General features: G+C 58.1%; 24 protein-coding genes. 3 read left to right on the top strand and 21 right to left on the bottom strand.

Annotated elements, in window-relative coordinates; translation table 11 throughout:
• Positions 1–65: 65 nt before the first annotated feature.
• Together RUE5091_RS02695 and RUE5091_RS02690 are read right to left on the bottom strand one after the other, a co-directional pair.
• Positions 66–758 carry an HAD family hydrolase gene (locus tag RUE5091_RS02695; protein WP_058280306.1) on the bottom strand — a complete coding sequence of 231 codons (693 nt, stop codon included), beginning with the start codon at positions 756–758 and terminating at the stop codon, positions 66–68.
• A gap of 25 nt (positions 759–783) precedes the next feature.
• Complete coding sequence (locus RUE5091_RS02690; RefSeq protein WP_058280305.1) at positions 784–1068, bottom strand: DUF3572 domain-containing protein; 285 nt, start codon at positions 1066–1068, stop codon at positions 784–786.
• An 87-nt stretch (positions 1069–1155) separates the two neighbouring features.
• Between RUE5091_RS02690 and RUE5091_RS02685 the strand changes: the two genes are divergently transcribed.
• Entirely contained in the window at positions 1156–2556 is a 1401-nt protein-coding gene (locus RUE5091_RS02685; RefSeq protein WP_058280387.1) for a diguanylate cyclase, read from the top strand.
• A gap of 5 nt (positions 2557–2561) precedes the next feature.
• Here RUE5091_RS02685 and RUE5091_RS02680 read toward each other — a convergent pair whose 3' ends face one another.
• From RUE5091_RS02680 to RUE5091_RS02665, 4 genes are read right to left on the bottom strand one after another with little or no spacing between them, the layout of a single operon-like run.
• On the bottom strand, positions 2562–3035 hold the full coding sequence (locus RUE5091_RS02680) for a periplasmic heavy metal sensor (protein ID WP_058280304.1): 474 nt from the start codon (positions 3033–3035) through the stop codon (positions 2562–2564).
• Entirely contained in the window at positions 3032–3382 is a 351-nt protein-coding gene (locus RUE5091_RS02675) for a hypothetical protein (protein ID WP_243470699.1), read from the bottom strand. The genes RUE5091_RS02680 and RUE5091_RS02675 overlap by 4 nt, the downstream gene beginning before the upstream one ends.
• A complete protein-coding gene (locus tag RUE5091_RS02670; RefSeq protein ID WP_058280302.1) occupies positions 3375–3986 on the bottom strand; it encodes an RNA polymerase sigma factor in 612 nt (203 codons plus the stop codon). Before RUE5091_RS02670 ends, RUE5091_RS02675 begins: the two co-directional genes overlap by 8 nt.
• A gap of 6 nt (positions 3987–3992) precedes the next feature.
• On the bottom strand, positions 3993–4460 hold the full coding sequence (locus tag RUE5091_RS02665; protein WP_058280386.1) for an EF-hand domain-containing protein: 468 nt from the start codon (positions 4458–4460) through the stop codon (positions 3993–3995).
• 198 nt (positions 4461–4658) lie between these two features.
• On the opposite strand from RUE5091_RS02665, the gene RUE5091_RS02660 reads away from it, so the two are divergent.
• Both RUE5091_RS02660 and RUE5091_RS02655 read left to right on the top strand, forming a co-directional pair.
• Positions 4659–5057, top strand: coding sequence for a DUF983 domain-containing protein (locus RUE5091_RS02660; protein ID WP_058280301.1), 399 nt, complete (start codon positions 4659–4661; stop codon positions 5055–5057).
• Between the two features lie 25 nt (positions 5058–5082).
• Positions 5083–5784, top strand: coding sequence for an NUDIX hydrolase (locus RUE5091_RS02655; protein WP_058280300.1), 702 nt, complete (start codon positions 5083–5085; stop codon positions 5782–5784).
• Between the two features lie 3 nt (positions 5785–5787).
• Here the strand turns inward: RUE5091_RS02655 and RUE5091_RS02650 are convergent, their stop codons facing one another.
• The 15 genes from RUE5091_RS02650 to RUE5091_RS02575 all read right to left on the bottom strand — a co-directional run bounded on the left by RUE5091_RS02650 (position 5788) and on the right by RUE5091_RS02575 (position 20593).
• On the bottom strand, positions 5788–7455 hold the full coding sequence (locus tag RUE5091_RS02650) for a ribonuclease J (RefSeq protein ID WP_058280299.1): 1668 nt from the start codon (positions 7453–7455) through the stop codon (positions 5788–5790).
• Positions 7452–8231 (bottom strand): type III pantothenate kinase, encoded by a 780-nt coding sequence (locus RUE5091_RS02645; RefSeq protein WP_058280298.1) that lies wholly within the window; start codon positions 8229–8231, stop codon positions 7452–7454. Before RUE5091_RS02645 ends, RUE5091_RS02650 begins: the two co-directional genes overlap by 4 nt.
• 11 nt (positions 8232–8242) lie before the next feature.
• Positions 8243–8992 (bottom strand): biotin--[acetyl-CoA-carboxylase] ligase, encoded by a 750-nt coding sequence (locus RUE5091_RS02640; RefSeq protein WP_058280297.1) that lies wholly within the window; start codon positions 8990–8992, stop codon positions 8243–8245.
• A gap of 54 nt (positions 8993–9046) precedes the next feature.
• Positions 9047–10489: an NADH-quinone oxidoreductase subunit NuoN gene (gene nuoN / locus RUE5091_RS02635; protein ID WP_058280296.1), complete on the bottom strand. Its 1443-nt coding sequence runs from the start codon at positions 10487–10489 to the stop codon at positions 9047–9049.
• A gap of 15 nt (positions 10490–10504) precedes the next feature.
• Positions 10505–12052: an NADH-quinone oxidoreductase subunit M gene (locus RUE5091_RS02630; protein WP_058280295.1), complete on the bottom strand. Its 1548-nt coding sequence runs from the start codon at positions 12050–12052 to the stop codon at positions 10505–10507.
• Positions 12052–14202, bottom strand: coding sequence for an NADH-quinone oxidoreductase subunit L (gene nuoL, locus RUE5091_RS02625; protein ID WP_058280294.1), 2151 nt, complete (start codon positions 14200–14202; stop codon positions 12052–12054). Before nuoL ends, RUE5091_RS02630 begins: the two co-directional genes overlap by 1 nt.
• Before the next feature lie 6 nt (positions 14203–14208).
• Entirely contained in the window at positions 14209–14514 is a 306-nt protein-coding gene (gene nuoK, locus RUE5091_RS02620; protein WP_005984024.1) for an NADH-quinone oxidoreductase subunit NuoK, read from the bottom strand.
• 4 nt (positions 14515–14518) lie between these two features.
• Positions 14519–15121 (bottom strand): NADH-quinone oxidoreductase subunit J, encoded by a 603-nt coding sequence (locus RUE5091_RS02615; RefSeq protein WP_058280293.1) that lies wholly within the window; start codon positions 15119–15121, stop codon positions 14519–14521.
• On the bottom strand, positions 15118–15528 hold the full coding sequence (locus RUE5091_RS02610; protein WP_058280292.1) for a carboxymuconolactone decarboxylase family protein: 411 nt from the start codon (positions 15526–15528) through the stop codon (positions 15118–15120). Before RUE5091_RS02610 ends, RUE5091_RS02615 begins: the two co-directional genes overlap by 4 nt.
• Positions 15525–16019: an NADH-quinone oxidoreductase subunit NuoI gene (gene nuoI / locus RUE5091_RS02605; RefSeq protein ID WP_058280291.1), complete on the bottom strand. Its 495-nt coding sequence runs from the start codon at positions 16017–16019 to the stop codon at positions 15525–15527. The genes RUE5091_RS02610 and nuoI overlap by 4 nt, the downstream gene beginning before the upstream one ends.
• A 1-nt stretch (position 16020) precedes the next feature.
• The gene (gene nuoH / locus RUE5091_RS02600) at positions 16021–17058 is read right to left on the bottom strand and encodes an NADH-quinone oxidoreductase subunit NuoH (RefSeq protein ID WP_058280290.1); all 1038 of its coding nucleotides are present in this window, start codon (positions 17056–17058) and stop codon (positions 16021–16023) included.
• A gap of 195 nt (positions 17059–17253) precedes the next feature.
• Positions 17254–19275 (bottom strand): NADH-quinone oxidoreductase subunit NuoG, encoded by a 2022-nt coding sequence (gene nuoG / locus RUE5091_RS02590; RefSeq protein ID WP_058280288.1) that lies wholly within the window; start codon positions 19273–19275, stop codon positions 17254–17256.
• A 3-nt stretch (positions 19276–19278) separates the two neighbouring features.
• On the bottom strand, positions 19279–19683 hold the full coding sequence (locus RUE5091_RS02585; protein WP_058280287.1) for a DUF5333 domain-containing protein: 405 nt from the start codon (positions 19681–19683) through the stop codon (positions 19279–19281).
• A 98-nt stretch (positions 19684–19781) separates the two neighbouring features.
• Positions 19782–20180, bottom strand: coding sequence for a hypothetical protein (locus RUE5091_RS02580; protein ID WP_243470698.1), 399 nt, complete (start codon positions 20178–20180; stop codon positions 19782–19784).
• Positions 20177–20593 (bottom strand): MAPEG family protein, encoded by a 417-nt coding sequence (locus tag RUE5091_RS02575; RefSeq protein ID WP_058280286.1) that lies wholly within the window; start codon positions 20591–20593, stop codon positions 20177–20179. Before RUE5091_RS02575 ends, RUE5091_RS02580 begins: the two co-directional genes overlap by 4 nt.
• Positions 20594–20595: the final 2 nt, after the last annotated feature.

The following is a 20595-nucleotide window of genomic DNA, read 5'->3' as shown; positions in this document are numbered from 1 at the left end:
CGCTCTGAATGCGACAGACTTTGTCGGTTTTTTATCCCCAAGCGGCGAAATTGGCTGATGCGCGATTAGTTTTTCGCCAGCCAGTCAGGAATGTGCCCGATATCCGGCAGCACGACGTCCGCCATTGGTGCCAACGCTTCGGCTGGTGCCATCCCTGTGAGAACGGCGATTGTGGTCATCCCCGCGGCGCGTCCCGCTTCCAGGTCGTGCAGGCTGTCGCCCACCATAGCCACCTGTTCCGGCGCGACGCCTACATGGGTCGCAAAGGCCAGCAACTGGCCGGGTCCGGGTTTGTATCCGTGGCCGCTGTCATAGCCCGCAACAAAATCGAAATGATCGCGAATCCCGACCGATGAAAGGTGCTGTTTCGCGGGCATCTCACCATCATTTGTGGCCACGCCCAACTTTAGCCCGGCCTGGCGCAAACCGTCCAGAAAAGGCACCAACGGCACGGCCTGTGCCTGCGGAGCCACGGCGGATTCCGCGTTCAGAACGTCAACCAGTTCCTGCCGGGTCATGTCTGGAAGATGCTGAACCAGAACTTCGGCAATTTCCTCGACCGTTCCGGCGATGACGATGCTGTCCTCGGAGAAGGCTACCTTTTCCAGATCAAAACCGATAACGCGGCCCAATTCAGATGCGCGCGCATGATCTCCGCCAGCCAGGCGCAGCACAACATTGCGCCCAAAGGCCCCCCAGGTGTTGGCAAAGTCAAACAAGGTGCCGTCCTTGTCGAACAGGATCGCGTCGATAGGCATTACATGCTCCTGCAAAGTTGTAGGTTCAGGTCCAGTGAACGTCGGCGCCGCCGGACAACACCGCGCGGGCCTGACCGGGCAGGTCATACGGCACGGAATTTGCGTCACAGAAAGCGATCACCCACGAGTCGTCAAGCATAAGAAACTCTAGCACCGATCCAAGGAACTCGGGCTCGCCTGCTCGGTCTCGCAGGTCCTGCGCTGACGCTCCGGTCGAGCCGAGGAAAATCGGCAGCAATTCTTCATTACCCACCAGCCAGCCAAGAACATTGAGCGCCAGCGTTTCGGCAGATTGGGCGGTGATTGACATAAAGTAGCCCCGGATCAGGTCTTGGAAAGGGTTTGTTAACCAGACTCATAAACACTTTGGCAACGCATGCAATCAACGGTGAATGATATGTCCGTGCAGGGAACCATCCTTGTCCTCGACGGGACCTCAACCAATCGCATCATGCTGAAGGTTCAGCTGACTGCGGCGTGGTATCACGTTGTTCAGGGTGAACGGCTTCGGGGCCTGCCTGGGTTGTTGCGGCGGGCCAAGCCTGATCTGGTGCTCACCTCTCAGACTTTGCCGGACGGGACTGCGGCCGACGTTAAAAGACTTGTCATGACTGATCCGGATCTGATTGACGTGCCGGTGGTTGCGATAGCACAGCAAAACGATAAAGCCGCCCGATTAAAAGCACTTTCTGACGGGTTGGACGATGTTCTGGCCTACCCGTTCAAAGATACGTTTTTGCTGGCACGGGTACGCAGCCTTTTGCGCGCGCGTGCAGATACACAAGAGCTGCAGGTTGGAACCAGTTCGAACCCCGTAGGTTTTGCCGAACCCAGTGGCGTGTTGATCATGCCTGCGAAAACAGCTCAAGTCGCTATCCTGACGAAATCTTCCTGCACCAGCGCATTGTGGGAAAAGGCTCTGTCGAAACAGGCGACGTATAATCTGTCCACTCATACGACATCAAACCTACAGGGCGTTCTATCGGGCCCCGTCCCCGACGCCATAGTGTTCGAGATCAGCGCGAATCCATCAGGTCTCAACTTGCTGGCCGATCTGAAATCGCGCGGCACCACGCGGCATGCGGTTCTGATTGGTGTTCTTGAGGAAGAGAATGCCGAACTGGCCTCGGAAGCGCTTGATCGGGGTGCAGACGCGATCTGCATGGGTGGCTTCTGCGCCGAAGAGACATTGCTGCGACTGGAAAAACAGATTGCACGTAAAACCCAGCTGGACCAGATGCGTGCTTCGCTTCGGCGCAGGTTGGTCGAATCCTGGATCGACCCGCTGACCGGTCTGCACAATCGCCGGTATGCGATGCGTGCGATGGATCAGATCATGCACAAGGCCGGAGGAGCCGGACAAGGCTTTGCCATAATGCTGGCAGACTTAGATCACTTTAAGAGCATTAACGACACTTTCGGCCATACCGGAGGGGACTTGGTTCTTACCGAGGCAGCCAAGCGGATGAAACAAACGGTAGGTGCGGCCGGGTTCGTCGCACGAATCGGCGGTGAAGAGTTCATGGTTGGTCTTGCAAACACAACACAAGCCAATGCGTTGGATCTGGCACGCGAGCTGTGCGACTGCATTCGCGATACACCGTTTGACTTACCTGACGCATCTGCGCCCATTCCGGTCACGATCAGTGTCGGGCTGATCATGGCCCAACCAAACGTGGTGTCGCAATCCTATCATCCGCCTCGGCTTGAAGGGTTGATTAAATCTGCCGACACCGCACTCTATGCCGCAAAATCGGCCGGGCGTAATCAGGTTTGGGTTCGACAGAGCGCGGCCTAAACCGATCAATCCTTGTGCTTGCGTCCGTGCGGCTTGCGCTTGACCACCTCTTGCAATCGGTCTGCATAGGCCTGACGTTCCGCGTCCGTCATCCCGGTGATCCGGGCAAGCCATTCATCCTGCAATGCGCCTTGCAACTCTGCCATAGCCCGCGCTTGTTGCTGCAGCAACGCCTTCACGGTCTCGGGATTGAATGGTTCCGCGCGCAAAGCTGCTTCGAGCGCTGCAAAATCCTGAGATCGCTTCCTCGCCCCTTTGACGTGCCGCACGGACAATTCACCGCGCAGCGCTTTCCGTTCTTCTTTAGGCAGTGCCCGATACAGCGTTGGGGCAAAACCAGGTGGTGCTTTGCCCTGATACCCACCTTTGACCCTGTAGGCAGTGCCCAAAGCGACCCCGGCCACCAGCAGGTTCAGCGCCAGCGACACGGACAGCAGAACCGTCACCCACCGTCTTTTGGGTTTGGTATTATCGCTCATTCGGCGTCCTCCAGAAAAGTTGCATCCAGTCCAAGGTCAGCGACCACAAAGCTGGTGTCCTGCGGATAGATAATCGTTGCCGGGTCGGGCAAGAAGTCAGGTGCGGCAAAGCCGATCCAGACCCCAGCGGCGCTGGCCGCAGCCAGACCACTCATGCTCTGCCAACCACCGATACCATCCAATATTCGTGCCCAGACAGAACGCGGTGGAATTACAGGTCTCATCCGATCAAGTCGTACCATTTCGGCATCCGTCAGAATGCGAACCACCAGATCATCGGGCATTTCAGGCCGGTTTCGCCGTGCCTGTGCAAACAACTGATCCAGTTCCATATCGTCTTCAGCCATCGTCATACCCCAGTTCATCTTGCCGTCCGGCCAAAATTGCGGCCAAGGCGCGTTTTCCGCGCGCGGTCAGGCTTTCCACCGCTTCCGTCGAAATACCCATGATCCCGGCAATCTCGGGGTTGGGCAGTTCTTCGATATGCCGCAAAATGACCGCTTGTCGCTGACGGTCCGGTAATTGCGACAACGCCGACTGCAGCGCATCCTTGCGCGCTGCGTTCTGCAACCGCTCAGCCGCGCTGAGGTCTTCATCCTCGGGCTCGGGCGCATCGTCCAGACGATCCGGCTTTTTCTTGCGCTGCACATCCACACATAGGTTCAGAGTGACACGATAAAGCCAGGTGGACACCTTGGCCTGCCCTGGCACCCAGTTCGAAGCCATCTGCCACAGCCGCATCATAGCGTCCTGCGTTACATCTTCGGCCTCAGCCCGGTTACCCAGCATTCGCATAGCGACCGAGAAGCAGCGCGGCCCCAACCGATCAGTCAGTTGACGGGCAGCCACAGCGTCACCATCCGCAAACTGCCGCAGCAACGCATCGTCCGATGTATCCGCGGCACATTCTGCGCCGCGGACATCCTGTAATGGAGAGGTCAGATCCTCCATCCTTCATCAGCTGTCGTCAGAGTCCGCCTTGCCGTGTTTCTTGTGCTTGCGACCCATCCGCTCTTTCGCATCGGCATATTCCTGTTCCGAGATCGTCCCACTGTTATCCGCGTCGATACGGTCAAACATCTTGCCAGCGCGGCGCGGCTTGGGCAACTCGTCGTCGCTCAGAAAGCCGTCCCGATTGGCGTCGTACTTTTCGAACATCTTAGTCGCTCGGTCACTTGCCCGCTTTTGACCGGCGGCCTGCATTTCCTCGACGCTCAGCTGACCGTCGCCATCGGTGTCGGCGTTAGAGAATCGCTGCGCGCGATGGGCCTCCAATTCCTCTTGCGTCAGTTGACCGTCGCCATTGGCGTCCAGTTCCTGAAAGCTTGCAGGTTCGCGGTCCCTTGGTCCGGCTGCCAATACGGATGTGCCTGTGATTGCAACGGCCGAGATAAGGATGGCCGGAATGAACTTGGCGCTTTTCATGTCGTTTTCCTTTTGTTTAGCGGCCCCATCGCCGCTGCTCACATAGGTTCAAACGGGACGGCGCGTGGGTTCCGTCGCAAAAACCCGAAAAAATTTTCGCCTTCTGCAACCGGCTCACGTCACAAAGCGACGCACCCCCCTTTTCTGAACGGCAAAACAAGCGCAATATCCCGCACGAACGAACGCGCGAGTTTCACCATGACCGATCAGACGATCGACACCACGACCGAGAATGATCGCCCGACCTGGCCTGCACTGGTTAAAGGTTTCCGTTGCCGTTGCCCAAAATGCGGCGAGGGGAAAATTCTGAAGGGCTATCTGAAAGTCAAGGACAGCTGCGACACTTGCGGGCAAGAGCTTTTTCACCACAGGGCGGATGACGGCCCGGCATATTTGACCATTCTGCTGGTCGGTCACCTACTGGCACCGGCGCTGCACGTGACCTATGTGGAATGGCGCCCCGAACCGTTGACCATGTTCCTGATCTTTGCAATCGGCTGTACTGCTCTGTCACTGTTTCTGTTGCCCCGCCTGAAAGGGGCAGTGGTTGCTTATCAGTGGGCGCGCCGTATGCACGGGTTTGAGAAAGCACAATGACCTCAAACATCAGGTCGCACATCGCATGACAATAGACAAAACAGCAATACGGGATGCGGCAACGGTCATCGTCCTGCGGGATCGTATGACAAATCCGACGATCCTGATGGGGCAACGCGGCGCAAAAGCCGTGTTCATGCCCAACAAGTTCGTGTTTCCCGGCGGCGCGGTCGATGCCGAGGACGGTTCAGTTTCTTTGGCCTCCCCCCTGCCCGCGCTGTGCAGCGACAGGCTGGGCGAAAGGTCCGAGCCGGGCTTGCAAAACGCATTGGCCGCAGCCGCAATTCGAGAGCTGTGGGAGGAAACAGGGTTGATCCTGGGCGATCCCGGTACGTGGACCGATGCGACCCCCGAAGATTGGCAGGACTTCGCCACCATGGGATACCGCCCGTCGGCCAATGCACTTCAATTTGTGTTCCGCGCCGTGACCCCTCCTGGTCGTCCCCGCCGTTTCGACGCACGGTTCTTTCTGGTCGATGCCAGTGCCGTTCAAGGGGATCTGGACGATTTCAGCCGTGCCTCGGACGAACTGTCCCATCTGCAATGGGTCCCGCTGGATCGCGCTCGCGAATTGGACCTGCCGTTCATTACCGAGGTCGTTCTGGCAGAAATAGCGGCCCGGGTCACAAATCCCGAACCGCCCGCCACTGTGCCTTTATACCTGCATACCGAAGAACAAAGCCTGTTCCTGCAGCTTAAAGGCTATCCAATGCCCGAAGCGGACTAGGCCTCACTTCATCCGGCTGATGACCGTGGTCACTTCGGGCTTTTTACCAATCTCTGCCTTGGCGGTCTGACGCACGATGCGACGCATGGCTTCTTCCAGCTTGTCATCGTCACGCAACGTCTTAGCGTCGGCCCGCATCAGGAACTGGTTCAGGTCCTCTTCCAACACCTCCACCAGCGCGGCCCGGGACGTTCCAATCTCGGGCAGACCCATGGTGTCGCACCACGGCTCGCCCAGCGGTTCATTCTCCTCGTCCAGAATGACAGTCACCGTCACATGCCCATTCAGCGCCATGCGAATGCGGTCGCGGACAATGCCGTCCAATGCCCCGACCTTGACAGTTCCGTCCAGATAGGTGCGGCCGGTTTCAATATAATCCACCACCTGCGGTGTATTGCCCGTCAGGTCGACCATCGTTCCGTTGACGGCCAGAATGCCCGTGCGCCCGCCAGCCTCGGCCAGTTTGGTGTGTTCACGCAGATGGCGATGTTCGCCATGCATGGGGATCACTATCTGCGGGTCGATCAGTGCGTGTACTTTCTCTAGATCCGGTCGGTTGGCATGGCCGGACACGTGGTACAGGCCCGAACTGTCATCCACCACATCCACACCCTTTTCACTGAGCTGGTTCATGATGAAAATCACGCCACGCTCGTTCCCGGGGATGGTTTTGGAGGAGAACAGGAACAGATCGCCCTCTTTCAGTTCCAGTCCGCGATACTTGCCCCGTGCCAGTTGGGCGCTGGCCGCACGGCGCTCGCCCTGGCTGCCGGTCACGATCAGCATCAGGTTCTGGCGCGGCAGGTCCACAGCCTCTTCGGCGCTGACGACCTTAGGGAAGTCCGTCAGGATGCCCGTTTCGGTTGCAGCTTCGATCATCCGTCGCATCGCGCGGCCCAGCAACACGACCGAACGCCCGGCACGCTGGCCCGCTTCGGCCAGAGTTTTCACCCGCGCCACGTTCGACGCGAAGGTGGTTGCAACTACCATACCCTCGGCGCCTTCAACCAGCTTGGTGATCTCGGGGCCAACTTCAGATTCTGACCGGCCCGCATGATCCGAGAACACGTTGGTGCTGTCACAGACCAACGCTTTGACGCCGGATTTCGCGACCTCGGCCCACAGGTCGGGATCGAACGGCTCACCCACCATGGGGTTTTCATCCAGTTTAAAATCGCCAGTATGCACAATCCGCCCCTCGGGCGTATCAATCACCAGCCCGGCGCTTTCCGGGATCGAGTGCGACACCGGTAGAAAGCCAACCGTGAAGGGACCCGCCGAGACCTGCTCGGGCCAGGCCGAAACCGTGCGAACGGCGTCTTCGGGATGGCCATGCTCCTCCATCTTGCGGCGCGCGATATTGGCGGAAAAGGCGCGTGCGTAGATCGGAGCGCCCAATGCCTCATAGCAATGTGCCACCGCGCCAACGTGATCTTCATGTGCGTGGGTGACGAACACAGCCTCAAGCCGGTCCGCCCGTTCACCCAGCCATGAGATATCAGCATGGATCAGATCAACGCCCGGCGTCGTGTCCATATCCGGGAAAGTCACCCCAAGATCAACGAGGATCAGACGTTCTTTCCCTGGCTTTCCATAGCCATAGACGTAAGCGTTCATGCCAATTTCGCCGGCACCACCCAGCGGCAGATAGATCAGTCGTTCACTGCTCATGTCGAGCCATTATCCTTGTTATAGCGATGGATCACGGTCAGCCCGTGCATCGTCAGATCGTCTTCGATCGCGTCAAACCCGACATCCGCCTGATCGAACAAAGGCGCAAGCCCACCGGTGCCGACCACTTTCATCGGCATGCCGTACTCTGCCTTGATCCGGGCAATCAGCCCCTCGATCAAGCCGGAATAGCCCCAATACACGCCGGACTGGATACAGCCAACCGTATTCGTACCAATCACTTTTTCCGGGCGGGTAATGTCGATATGCGGCAAAGCCGCCGCGCCCTGATGCAACGCCTCAAGGCTGAGGTTCACACCAGGCGCAATGATGCCGCCGACATAGGCCCCGTCGTGGGCCACCACGTCGAAATTCGTGGCCGTTCCGAAATCGACGACCACCACATCGCCACCATGGCGATCAAACGCGCCCACTGCGTTGGCCAGCCGATCCGGGCCGGGGATAGTACCTTCGTCGATGCGCGGGGCAACGGGCAACAGGCATTCAGGCTTACCCACAACCAGCGGGCGACACCCAAAGAAACGATCGGCAAAGATACGTAGATTGAAAACCACGCGCGGCACCGTCGACGCGATCACCACATCGGTGATTTCCGCTTCGATCCCGTAATGTTTCACCAACGTCGAATACCAGGTGAAATAGGCATCCGCCGTGCGCGAATGGTGGGTCGAAGTGCGCAGGGTACACAGGAACTTTTCGCCGTCCCAGATCGAGAAAACGGTGTTGGTATTGCCGCAGTCGATAGCCAGAAGCATCTGAGCCCCCTTCAGAAAAACACATCCGCCGCAGGGATACTGACGCGGCCCTTGGCGGTCTTTAGGACAAGGTTGCCGTTCGAGTCCACGGTTTCAAAGGTTCCCACCGTCTCGGACGTAGAGGTGCGGGCGGTGATCACCTCGCCCAAACGGGCGGCGCGGGACAGCCAAGCAGTTCGGATCGGCTCGAACCCGTAAGTCACGAACTGAGTTTCATATCGCGCATAGGCGGCGGCCAATTCGGTCAGAAAATCCTCGGGCAACACAGCGGCACCAGTTTCCGACAACAGCGAGACCGGCCGCACCGCGCTTTGCTCTACCGCGTAGGCAGGGGGTGCCTCGGAAAGGTTTACACCTATGCCAATCGCCAGATGTGATACGCCCCCGCCCTTCCCGGTGCTTTCCAACAGGATACCCGCCAGCTTGCCTCCGTTCAGCAGCACGTCATTGGGCCATTTCAGTGACAACCCGTCCGCGCGCCCGGTGACCGCAACGCAAGCATCAAACAACGCCAACGCCGCCACAAAGCTGCGCAGTGCCGCCTGTTCCGGATTACCCTGCGGTCGCATCAACAGGGTTGCCGCCAAGTTGCCTTTAGGGTTGGCCCAGACACGGCCCCGCCGTCCCCGCGCGGCCGTCTGGTGATGCGCCATGATCCAGACCGGACCAGGCGCCGTGGGAGCAAGCCGGGCGGCCTCGTTCAACGTGCTATCGACTTCCTGCACGATGTGCAGGCCATATCCATGTGGCCAATCGGTCATGTCAAAAAGGCCCGGTCTGCTGACCGAGCCCCCTGTAATTGGATGTTAAGCACGTCAGTTGACAAGCGTCGCTGCCGCAGCAGCAGCCGCGCCCTCGATACCGAACTGATAGAAAACGCCAACCAGCATTAGCGCCGCCGACCCCATTAGTGCGACCCACAGAACCGGTGTTGAATGAGTTTCGATCGGGTCCTCGTTTTCGTCCCCGAAATACATGTAAAACACGATCCGCAGATAATAGAACGCACCGATTACCGAGGCGATGGCCGATACGATCACCAACCCGGTCAGACCCGCGCCAATACCCGCCTGCCAGACGCCGAACTTGGCGAAAAAGCCAAGCATGGGCGGAACGCCGGCGAGGCTGAACATCAGGATCAGAACCGCCAAGGCCTTGCCCGGATCGCGTTTGGAAAACTGGCGCAGCGCATCAATATCGGTGACGGGTTTGCCATCACGCTCCATCATCAGGATGAAGGCAAAGGTACCGATATTCATGGTCACATAGATGGCCAGATACATCAGCATCGCCTTGATGCCCAATTCCGTACCCGCCGCTAGGCCGATCAGCGCATAGCCCATATGAGCAATAGACGAAAACGCCATCAGCCGTTTGATGTTGCGCTGACCAATCGCGGCAACCGCACCCAGCAACATCGACAGGACCGAGAGCAGCACGATCACCTGTTGCCAGTCCTTGACTACACCGCCAAAGGCGTCGTGCATCAGTCGGGCAAACAGCGCCATCGCTGCAACTTTCGGCGCGGTGGCAAAGAAGGCCGTGATGGGCGTGGGCGAGCCTTCGTACACGTCCGGTGTCCACATATGGAACGGCACGGCGGAAACCTTGAAGGCAAGACCAGAGATCAGGAAGATCAGACCAAACAGCAGCCCAACCGAGATATCATCGTGATGAACCGTCTGGATGATGCCCGAGAATAGCGTGGTGCCGGTAAAGCCATAAACCAGCGACGCGCCATACAGCAGCAGGCCCGAACTGAGCGCGCCAAGCACGAAGTACTTCAGACCCGCCTCTGTGGATTTGGCACTGTCACGGCGCAGCGCGGCCACGACGTAGAGAGACAGCGATTGCAGTTCCAACCCCATATACAGGGACATCAGGTCGCCTGCGCTGACCATCATCATCATACCCACGGCAGCCAAGGCCACCAACAGTGGATATTCGAACCGCAACAGATCGCGACGGGCCATATATTCCTGGCTCATCACCAAAACGGCAGCTGCAGACAGCAGGATGGCGATCTTGGCAAAGCGCGAGAACCCGTCGTCGATAAACATGCCGTTGAACGCCACGTTGGTTCCGTCGCCATTGGTGGCAATCCAGAAGGACAGCAGCACCATCAGCCCCGCAGTCGCCCACACCAGAATTGGCGCCAGCGCGTCTTTCGTCGTGTAGACGGCCCCGATCAAAGCGGCCATCGCATACACGGCCAGAATGATTTCCGGCAGGATTATAGTCAGATCAGCCTGGATCATGTCTCCAAAGCTCCCTTAATGCGAGGCGGCCGTCTGGGTCGCGGCCTCAACCGCGGCCAGAGCCGAGTCATAGTTCGAAATCAGCGCGGCAGTCGAATTGCCGATCACATCGGTCACCAGCGACGGGTAAACACCCAGCAGGATGGTCATCACGATCAGCGGTGCGAATATCAACCGCTCACGCGAGCTCATATCCGTCATCGCCTTGAGGCTTTCCTTGATCAGATCGCCAAACACCACCCGACGATACAGCCATAGCGCATAAGCTGCCGAGAAGATCACACCGGATGCAGCCACAGCGGTCACCCAGGTGTTAACCTGGAACGCACCCATCAGGGTCAAGAATTCGCCAATAAACCCAGATGTTCCCGGCAGGCCGACATTCGCCATAGTGAACAGCATGAAGACCAACGCATAGGCAGGCATCCGGATTACCAGACCTCCATAGGCGTCGATGTCACGCGTGTGCATACGGTCATAGATCACGCCAACACACAGAAAGAGCGCGGCTGAGATAAACCCGTGGCTGAGCATCTGGAAGATCGCGCCGTCAATGCCCTGCTGGTTCGCCGCAAAGATGCCCATGGTCACAAAGCCCATATGCGCGACCGAAGAATAAGCGATCAGCTTTTTCATATCTTCCTGCACCAGCGCCACCAGCGAGGTGTAGACTACGGCAATAGCCGACATCCAGAGCACCAGATCGGTCATCACTGCCGAGCCCACCGGGAACATTGGCAAGCTGAACCGCAGGAAGCCGTAACCACCCATCTTAAGCAGGATTGCCGCCAGCACGACCGAGCCCGCGGTCGGCGCCTGCACGTGTGCATCCGGCAACCAGGTGTGCACCGGCCACATCGGCATTTTCACCGCGAACGAGGCGAAGAACGCCAGGAACATCAACGTCTGCATGCCGCCGACAATGTAGACGCCCAGCACGCTGAACCCCTCGGATGAGAAATGATGCCCCATCAACACCTCGATATCGGTGGTGCCCGCATCCGCATACATAGCAACCATCGCCACCAGCATCAGCACCGAGCCGAGGAAGGTATAGAGGAAGAACTTAAAGCTCGCATAAATCCGGTTCGCCCCGCCCCAGATGCCGATGATCAGGAACATCGGGATCAGGCCCGCTTCGAAGAACAGGTAGAACAGCACCAGATCCAGCGCCATAAATACGCCCAGCATAAGCGTTTCCAACAGCAGGAAGGCGATCATGTATTCTTTGACGCGGTTGGTCACATTCCAGCTGGCCAGAATGGTCAGCGGCATAATGAACGTGGTCAGCAGCACGAACAGAACGCTGATCCCGTCCACACCCATCTTGTATTTCAGACCCAGCAGCCACTCGGCCTCTTCCACCATCTGAAAACCGGTATTGGACGGATCAAAGCCCGTATAGATTCCGATCGAGACAAGGAATGTTGCCGTGGTCGCCACCAGCGCCACCCATTTGGCGTTGCGCTGCGCTGCCGCGTCCTCGCCATGCAGGAACAAGGCCAGAATGCCTGCCGCGACAGCGGGGATAAAGGTGACGATCGAAAGGATAACATTATCCATTAGTGTGCGCCTCCGCCGATCGACATCCAGGTGACCAGGGCCGCGATACCCAGAACCATCCAGAAGGCGTAAGTAAAGATGTAGCCCGTCTGCGCTTTGCCCGCGAGGCGGGTAAAGAAGGGAATGACGCCCATCGAAACCCCGTTCAGGAAGCCGTCTATAGTGTTGCCATCGCCGCGTTTCCACAGGAACCGGCCAAGCGCGATGGTGGGTTTGACGAAGATCGCATCGTAGATTTCATCGAAGTACCACTTGTTCAGCAGGAACAGGTAAAGCGGCCGCTGGTTCTGTGCCAAACGTCCTGGCAGGGACGGGTTCACGATATAGAACCAGTAGGCGACCACGAACCCCAGCAACATCGCAACAAAGGGCGAGACCTTGACCCATTTCGGGGCGGCATGCGCATCGTCCAGAGTGTGGTTGTCCGGCGCGATATAGATTGCGCCCTCGCCCGGCTCACCCGCGAAGACATAATGATGATCCCCACCATCCGCGTCCTTCTCGCCGTGGCCATCCTCAGCATTGTTTTCATCCGCCTGAGCGTCTTCGGCGTGGCCTTCATCAGCATGAGCTGTATCCGCAGTACCGTGTTCGCCCGCCTCGGCGTGCTCCGAGGCCTCAGCCACCGGGATGCCGTAGAATTTGCCAACCTTGTCGGCATGGCCAAAGAAGTTGCCGTACCAAATCATCCCGGCAAAGACCGCGCCCAAGGACAACACACCTAAAGGTACCAACATGGTCACCGGGCTTTCATGCGCGTGGTCATGTGTATGCTGATCACCGCGCGGTTTGCCGTAGAACGTCAGGAAAATCAGACGCCAACTGTAGAACGAGGTGAATGCAGCCGCGATTACCAGCAGCCAGAAGCCATAGGCTGAACCGCCGGCATAAGCGCTCTCGATAATAGCGTCCTTCGACAGGAACCCGGCAAAACCGATGGTTGTCAGCGGAATGCCAACGCCGGTGATGGCCAGCGTGCCAATCATCATCGCCCAGAAAGTATAGGGGATTTTCTTCCGCAGGCCGCCATATTCGGTCATCTCCTGCTCGTGATGCATAGCGTTGATCACCGAGCCGGCCCCAAGGAACAGCAGCGCTTTGAAGAAAGCGTGCGTGAACAGATGGAACATCGCCGCCGAATACATGCCCACACCAGCAGCCACGAACATGTAGCCCAACTGCGAACAGGTCGAATAGGCGATGACGCGCTTGATGTCGGTCTGAACCAGACCCACGGTCGCGGCAAAGAACGCGGTTGAGGCACCCAGCACGGTGATGAACCCGGTCGCACCCGGCGCGAATTCCATCAACGGCGACATGCGGCAAACCAGGAAGACACCTGCCGTCACCATCGTCGCGGCGTGGATCAGCGCCGAAACGGGTGTCGGGCCTTCCATCGCGTCCGGCAACCAGGTGTGCAGGATCAACTGCGCCGACTTACCCATCGCACCGATGAACAGCAGGACACAGATCACCTCGATTGCTGTCCATTCCCCCCACAGGAAGTGCAGCTGCGTTTCTGCAAGCTCGGGGGCTGATGCGAAAATGTCCGAAAAATTGATGCTGTCGGTCAGGAAGAACAGCGCAAAGATTCCCAGCGCAAAGCCAAAATCACCCACTCGGTTAACAATGAAAGCCTTCATCGCCGCCGCATTCGCCGATGGCTTGCGGTAATAGAACCCAATCAGCAGGTAAGATGCGACGCCCACGCCTTCCCAACCAAAGAACATCTGAACCAGATTGTCCGCCGTCACCAGCATCAGCATGGCGAAGGTAAAGAAGGACAAATAAGCAAAGAAGCGCGGCTTATAGCTCTCGCCTTCGCGCCACTGCGGATCGTGAGCCATGTAGCCGAAGGAATAAAGATGCACGAGCGCCGAAACGGTCGTCACCACAATCAGCATGATCGCGGTCAGACGGTCCAGACGCACGGCCCAACTTGTCGACAGCGACCCGCTCTCGATCCAGCGCATGATCTCGACCTGCTGGGTCACCCCGTCAAAGGTGAAGAACACGATCCACGATAGTAGACAGGCCAGAAACAACAGGCCCGTGGCGGTCCACATTGCGGCCTTCTCGCCAATGAATCTCCAGCCGAACCCGCAGAGCAGCGCGCCCACCAGCGGGGCAAAGAGGATGGTGGTTTCCATATTCTCTTACCCCTTCATCATATTGACGTCTTCAACCGCGATGGTGCCGCGGTTGCGGAAGAAGCAGACCAGAATGGCCAGCCCAATCGCCGCCTCGGCCGCCGCAACGGTCAGCACGAACAGCGTAAACACCTGCCCGACCAGATCGCCGAGAAAACTGGAAAACGCCACGAGGTTGATATTCACCGCCAGCAGCATCAGTTCGATGCTCATCAGCAGAATGATGACGTTCTTGCGGTTCAGGAAGAGACCGAAGATGCCGATGACGAACAGCGTCGCCGCGACCGTAAGATAGTGTTCAAGTCCGATCATCGTCTCAAAGTCCCTGCCCCGGTTTCACGTCCTTCAACTCCATCGCCTTGGCCGGGTCGCGCATCATCTGGCCGACGATGTCCTGACGCTTGATGTCCTTGCGATGGCGCAGGGTCAGCACGATGGCGCCGATCATAGCCACCAACAGGATCAGGCCCGCCAGTTGGAACAGAAGGAAGTATTGATCATAAAGGATGACGCCCAGCGCCTCGGTATTGTGGCGGTCTGTTGGAACCGGCTGGGCCAGATTGGCCTCAACGCCTTGCGCGCTGTCCCAAGCCCCAAAGGCCATGACAAACTGCATTAGGATGACCAGACCGATCAGCAAGGCCAGCGGCATATAGCGCGCCATCTCGGCCTTGAGCTCGGCAAAGTCCACATCAAGCATCATCACAACGAAGAGAAACAGCACTGCGACCGCGCCGACATAGACGATGATCAGCAGCATTGCCACAAATTCGGCCCCCAGCAGCACGAACAGCCCCGCCGCGGACAGGAAGGACAGGATCAGCCACAGCACCGAGTGCACCGGCTGGCGGCTGATCACCGTGAACAGCCCACCGGTGATGGCGCTGATGGCAAACAGGTAGAAGGCAAAGACGGTCATTGATCCTCATCCTCGTTGTCGCCCATGACCTCTTGCGCCAGATCCAGCGCGCGAGTCATGGCCGGGATGCCGGCAAAGACCGACATCTGACCGATCGTTTCCACGATCTCTTGTTTCCTTGCGCCCGCCTCCAGTGCATGGCGCACGGTCTGCCTTACGGCCGCATCCGCCTGCGCGCCCTGACAGGTCAGCCCAGCCAGCGTCAGCAGCAGGCGGGTTTTGGCATCAAGACCGTCCTTGTTGACGGTGTTGCCGAACATCATCTCCATGACCTCTTTGGGCATGGTCGGCCACAGCGCTTCGAACCCTTTGGGCGAGAAATTTTCGAGCCCCGGGTTCATCGCCTTGGCCATCTCCTGTGCCTGTTGGAGCATCTGCTCAAATGGGTTCTTGGGAGTATCGCTCATCTGTACGGTGCGTCCATTTCCAAGTTGCGGGCGATCTCGGCTTCCCAGCGTTCACCGTTGTTCAGCAGCTTTTGCTTGTCGTAGAACAGTTCTTCGCGGGTTTCTGTGGCGAACTCGAAATTCGGGCCTTCGACGATTGCATCAACCGGGCAAGCCTCTTGGCAGAAACCGCAATAGATGCACTTGGTCATGTCGATGTCGTACCGGGTGGTGCGGCGGCTGCCGTCTTCGCGCGGTTCGGCGTCGATAGTGATCGCTTGTGCCGGGCAGATGGCCTCGCACAGTTTGCAGGCGATGCAGCGTTCTTCGCCGTTCGGATAGCGGCGCAGTGCGTGTTCACCGCGGAACCGCGGGGAAAGTGGACCCTTCTCGTGCGGATAGTTCAAGGTGGCCTTGGGAGAGAAGAAATACTTCAACCCCAGCTTCATACCGACCCAGAAGTCCTGCAGTAAAAAGTACTTGGCAGCGCGAGTGTAGTCGATTTGGGTCATATCAGCCTCCTACGCTCCAACGGGCAAACGCGCCCCAGAACCAGTCGAATTTTGCCGCAAAGGCGACGAATACTACCCAAGCCAAAGAGAATGGCAGGAACACTTTCCAGCCCAGCCGCATTAATTGGTCATAGCGGTAGCGCGGCGTGATCGCTTTGACCATTGCGAAGAGGAAGAAGAAGAACGCCATCTTGGCGACCATCCACAGTACGCCGTCCGGCAAGCCCGGGATCGGTGATAGCCAGCCGCCAAAGAACAGCAGCGTGGTCAGGGCGCACATCAGGAAGATGGCGATGTATTCACCAGCCATGAATAGCAAGAAGGGCGTGGCCGAGTATTCGACCTGATATCCAGCGACCAGTTCCGATTCCGCCTCGGGCAGATCGAACGGTGGGCGGTTGGTTTCCGCCAGTGCCGAGATGAAAAACAGGAAGACCATCGGGAAGTGCGGCAACCAGTACCAGCTGAAGAAGCCGAAGCGGCCATCCTGAGCGTGTACAATTTCGCCGAAATTCATTGAACCGGTCGAGATAATGACGCCAATGATGATCAGACCGATGGAAACTTCGTACGAAATCATCTGCGCCGCAGATCGCAGTGAACCAAGGAAAGGGTACTTTGAGTTCGACGCCCAACCGCCCATAATCACGCCATAAACCTCCAACGAGGATACGGCGAAAACGTACAGGATGGCGACGTTGATATCCGACAAGACCCAACCGTCGTTGAACGGGATCACAGCCCAGGCGATCATCGCCAGCACAAAGCTTGTCAATGGTGCCAGCATGAATACCGTGCGGTCAGCCCCGGCGGGGATGACCACCTCTTTCACCACATATTTCAGCGCGTCCGCCACCGATTGCAGCAGGCCATAAACGCCCACCACGTTGGGGCCGCGGCGCATCTGAACTGCCGCCCAGATTTTGCGGTCGCCATAGACGAGGAACAACAGCGAGATCATCACAAAGGCAACGACTGCAAGCACTTGCGCCAGAATGATGATGGCTATTCCGCCTGGGGTGTTAAAGAAATCAGCCATTGGTCCTCACACCGTGGGTATTCCGTTTTCCGCGTGTGTTGCGAAGGCCATCTGCCTGCGCAAACTGCGTCTGGGTCGGCGCGTTGGTGTAAACAGCATCCGCCGCACTTTCGCCACCCTTATTGTTGCGTCTCACGCGCATTTTCACGGCCGCCGAAGAGTCGGCGCTCAAAGGCGATATGAAACTGGTCTGGTTCATTCTGCCGCGATCTTTCCGGCTTTGCGTGCCTGTGCCTGCGCTGACAGCTCAGCCATCAGTTGCGAGGCACGTGCGATCGGATTGGTCAGGTAGAAGTCCTTGACCGCGTTGCGGAAGGTGGCTGTGCCCAGCGGCCCCGCCTCTACCGCTTGCGCTTCATTTTCGATCACCTCGTCGATGCGCGCCAGATGCGGCACTGCCTCGATCAGCGCGGAGCGCAGTTGCGCCAGCGAGTCGTAGGGCAGCGTTGCGCCCAACTCGGCCGACAAGGCCCGTAGAATGGCCCAGTTTTCCTTGGCTTCACCTGGGGCAAATCCGGCACGCATGGCCAGTTGTGGGCGGCCTTCGGTGTTCACAAACAACCCGTTTTCTTCGGTATAGGCCGCGCCCGGCAGGATCACGTCGGCGCGGTGTGCGCCCCGGTCGCCATGGCTGCCTTGATAGATCACAAAGGCACCGTCGCCGATCTCAACCTCATCCGCGCCGAGGTTATAGATCACGTCCGCTGCGCTGATCGCGTCCATGCCCGCTTCGTTGGTCGCATCCACATCCAGCGCACCCACTCGCGAGGCAGCCGTGTGCAAAACGATCAGGCCACTTTCGGTATTGGCAGCAATGGTTTGCGCAGCAGCCAAAACAGCGGCGCCGTCCGCTTCCTGCAGCGCACCCTGACCGATAATGACCAGAGATGCCTTGCCCTTGATTTCATCATCGCCGCCCATGTCGACAACTTTTTGCAGTGCTGCGCGGTCGTCGCCCATGTGGTGATACGCATAGGTCAGATCGACCGCCGAGCCGACCAGAGCAACCTCGGCCCCGTGCGCCCATGCCTTGCGGATACGCGCGTTCAAAACCGGAGCTTCCTCACGCGGGTTGGTACCAATCAGCAGAATGCGCTCGGCTGTGTCGATATCCTCAATCGCCGCAGTCCCGGCATAGGCCCCACGGTTACCTGCTGGCAACTTGGCCCCATCCGTGCGGCATTCAACGACACCACCCTGCCCCTCGATCAATTGTTTCAACGCAAAGGCCGCTTCGACTGGCGCCAGATCACCCACGATACCTGCCGGTTTCTTGGCACCTTTCAGCGCTTGAGCCGCTTTGGTCAGTGCCTCGGGCCAAGAGGCTGGGCGCAGTTTACCGTTTTCACGGACATATGGCCTGTCCAAACGCTGACGGCGCAATCCGTCCCAGACGAAACGGGTCTTGTCGCTTATCCATTCCTCGTTCACGCCATCATGGTTTCGCGGCAGAAAGCGCATGACTTCACGCCCCTTGGTGTCCACGCGGACGTTCGAGCCCAAGGCATCCATGACGTCGATGCTCTCGGTCTTGGTCAATTCCCACGGACGGGCTGTGAATGCGTAAGGTTTCGAGGTCAGCGCCCCAACCGGGCACAGGTCAATGATGTTGCCCTGCAGGTTCGAATCCAGCGTTTGGTTCAGATATGAGGTGATCTCGGCATCCTCGCCCCGTCCAGTCTGACCCATCTGAGTGATCCCGGCGACCTCGGTCGTGAACCGCACGCAACGGGTGCAGCTGATACAGCGCGTCATGGCTGTGCCAACCAGCGGCCCCAGATCCAGATCGTCCACCGCGCGCTTGGCTTCCTTGAACCGGCTGCCCGACAGACCATAGGCCATGGCCTGATCCTGCAGGTCACACTCGCCGCCCTGATCACAGATCGGGCAATCCAGCGGGTGGTTGATCAGCAGGAATTCCATCACCCCTTCCCGGGCCTTTTTGACCATGGGTGAATTCGTCTTGACCTCAGGTGGCTGTCCTTCCGGCCCCGGACGCAGATCGCGGACCTGCATCGCGCAAGATGCGGCAGGCTTAGGTGGGCCACCTACAACTTCAACCAGGCACATCCGGCAGTTGCCAGCGATCGACAAACGCTCGTGATAACAGAAACGCGGCACCTCAACCCCAGCTTGCTCGCAAGCCTGGATCAGGGTCATCGCACCATCGACTTCGATTTCCTGCCCGTCGATATTCACTTTGCGGAGGTCAGACATCGTCTAGTTCGCTCTCAAATACACGCCAACGGCGCTGTTTCTTTCAATCTCTGCCCGCCCCAGCGTGCAGAAGGAATTGGGGTTTTCGTAGGTAACGCCATGTTGGGCCAGATAAGCCTCGCCCTTGGCGCGCATCCGGTCTTTTTCGGCATCCGAATCCACATAGGCCCGGATTTCGTTATCTGAGTACCCCAATTTGTTCGCTTTCGACTTCAAACCCCACAGCACACCGATTGCTTTCAGACGCCGCCCGCTGATCGAGGGGCAATATTCCGAAATCTCATTTGCAATAGCGATGTAATAGAGTTCGTTGTCGATCTCTTTGACTTCGCGCAAGGGCGGTTTCGCTTCTGCGATGGTTGGCAGAGCCAACACAGACAGCAGCGCCAGCATATTCACTTTGGACATGACAATTCCTTTCGTCTTGGGAAACCCAAGACGAGCGGCAGCCGGGGTGCTATGCAATAACATGCTCCCTGTCATCCGGTGATATGCAGGCAACCGTGTCATGGTCTTTGACAGGTTCCAGCAAAGGTCAGCTTGTCATCGCTGATGCGCAAGTTTTGTGGCTCGGTATCTGGGCCGACCTTCCAAACGATGCTGGAAGAGCCGAAATTATTGATACAGAATTTCGTCCCCTCATACCGCCCCGCCTCGCGTGCACCGTCCAACGAGGCTGAAACCCCATTTACAACCACGGTGAACTCGGTCGGCATCTTCTTTTTATCAACAGGTTTTGCTTTGGCCCGAAAGAATTGCCCGTCAAAGAAAACGCGATCGCTAGACGAAGTGATGCCCCCGCATGCCGAAACGACCGACATCGCAATGACCCCGCCCAACAAGGGCATACGGACCGCAACATCTTTACGTCCGAACATTTGATTTTTCCCCCAAACCAACTTCAAAACGCCGCCACAATTGCCATGATCCCCATCACGACCATGCAGGCCCAGGCGACGACATAAAGGACCGAGCGCAAACCAGTTGCTGGCTTGCCGATACCACGAATATGTACCACCAGCATTGCCAGCCGCGCCAGCAATGCAACCGAAGCCAACAGGTTGACCCAAAATGGGCTAACCGCCATGAGAATAGCCGCGACAATGACCGTCAGATAAGCAGGCAATGTCTCGGTCCCGTTTAGATAGGCGCGGTTCAGGCGATAAGCTTTATCCGCATAGTCCTGATCCGGCGTCGCCCCCGGCGCCAGCCCTTTGGCATTTTTGGCCAGCGCCGAAAAGGGAGCAAGCAGCAGAATGATCAGCGTGAAGATCACAACTGACGCAACCGCGTGTCCGTATTCTGAAAGTGCTTCCATCA

Source organism: Ruegeria denitrificans (genome assembly GCF_001458295.1).
Lineage (GTDB): Bacteria > Pseudomonadota > Alphaproteobacteria > Rhodobacterales > Rhodobacteraceae > Ruegeria > Ruegeria denitrificans.
This window is presented reverse-complemented; position numbering and strand designations above follow the sequence as displayed.

Coding starts and splice junctions, on each gene's coding strand:
- RUE5091_RS02695 (WP_058280306.1), bottom strand. CDS start 758: ATGCCTATCGACGCGATCCTGTTCGACAAGGACGGCACCTTGTTTGAC.
- RUE5091_RS02690 (WP_058280305.1), bottom strand. CDS start 1,068: ATGTCAATCACCGCCCAATCTGCCGAAACGCTGGCGCTCAATGTTCTT.
- RUE5091_RS02685 (WP_058280387.1), top strand. CDS start 1,156: ATGTCCGTGCAGGGAACCATCCTTGTCCTCGACGGGACCTCAACCAAT.
- RUE5091_RS02680 (WP_058280304.1), bottom strand. CDS start 3,035: ATGAGCGATAATACCAAACCCAAAAGACGGTGGGTGACGGTTCTGCTG.
- RUE5091_RS02675 (WP_243470699.1), bottom strand. CDS start 3,382: ATGGCTGAAGACGATATGGAACTGGATCAGTTGTTTGCACAGGCACGG.
- RUE5091_RS02670 (WP_058280302.1), bottom strand. CDS start 3,986: ATGGAGGATCTGACCTCTCCATTACAGGATGTCCGCGGCGCAGAATGT.
- RUE5091_RS02665 (WP_058280386.1), bottom strand. CDS start 4,460: ATGAAAAGCGCCAAGTTCATTCCGGCCATCCTTATCTCGGCCGTTGCA.
- RUE5091_RS02660 (WP_058280301.1), top strand. CDS start 4,659: ATGACCGATCAGACGATCGACACCACGACCGAGAATGATCGCCCGACC.
- RUE5091_RS02655 (WP_058280300.1), top strand. CDS start 5,083: ATGACAATAGACAAAACAGCAATACGGGATGCGGCAACGGTCATCGTC.
- RUE5091_RS02650 (WP_058280299.1), bottom strand. CDS start 7,455: ATGAGCAGTGAACGACTGATCTATCTGCCGCTGGGTGGTGCCGGCGAA.
- RUE5091_RS02645 (WP_058280298.1), bottom strand. CDS start 8,231: ATGCTTCTGGCTATCGACTGCGGCAATACCAACACCGTTTTCTCGATC.
- RUE5091_RS02640 (WP_058280297.1), bottom strand. CDS start 8,992: ATGACCGATTGGCCACATGGATATGGCCTGCACATCGTGCAGGAAGTC.
- nuoN (WP_058280296.1), bottom strand. CDS start 10,489: ATGATCCAGGCTGATCTGACTATAATCCTGCCGGAAATCATTCTGGCC.
- RUE5091_RS02630 (WP_058280295.1), bottom strand. CDS start 12,052: ATGGATAATGTTATCCTTTCGATCGTCACCTTTATCCCCGCTGTCGCG.
- nuoL (WP_058280294.1), bottom strand. CDS start 14,202: ATGGAAACCACCATCCTCTTTGCCCCGCTGGTGGGCGCGCTGCTCTGC.
- nuoK (WP_005984024.1), bottom strand. CDS start 14,514: ATGATCGGACTTGAACACTATCTTACGGTCGCGGCGACGCTGTTCGTC.
- RUE5091_RS02615 (WP_058280293.1), bottom strand. CDS start 15,121: ATGACCGTCTTTGCCTTCTACCTGTTTGCCATCAGCGCCATCACCGGT.
- RUE5091_RS02610 (WP_058280292.1), bottom strand. CDS start 15,528: ATGAGCGATACTCCCAAGAACCCATTTGAGCAGATGCTCCAACAGGCA.
- nuoI (WP_058280291.1), bottom strand. CDS start 16,019: ATGACCCAAATCGACTACACTCGCGCTGCCAAGTACTTTTTACTGCAG.
- nuoH (WP_058280290.1), bottom strand. CDS start 17,058: ATGGCTGATTTCTTTAACACCCCAGGCGGAATAGCCATCATCATTCTG.
- nuoG (WP_058280288.1), bottom strand. CDS start 19,275: ATGTCTGACCTCCGCAAAGTGAATATCGACGGGCAGGAAATCGAAGTC.
- RUE5091_RS02585 (WP_058280287.1), bottom strand. CDS start 19,683: ATGTCCAAAGTGAATATGCTGGCGCTGCTGTCTGTGTTGGCTCTGCCA.
- RUE5091_RS02575 (WP_058280286.1), bottom strand. CDS start 20,593: ATGGAAGCACTTTCAGAATACGGACACGCGGTTGCGTCAGTTGTGATC.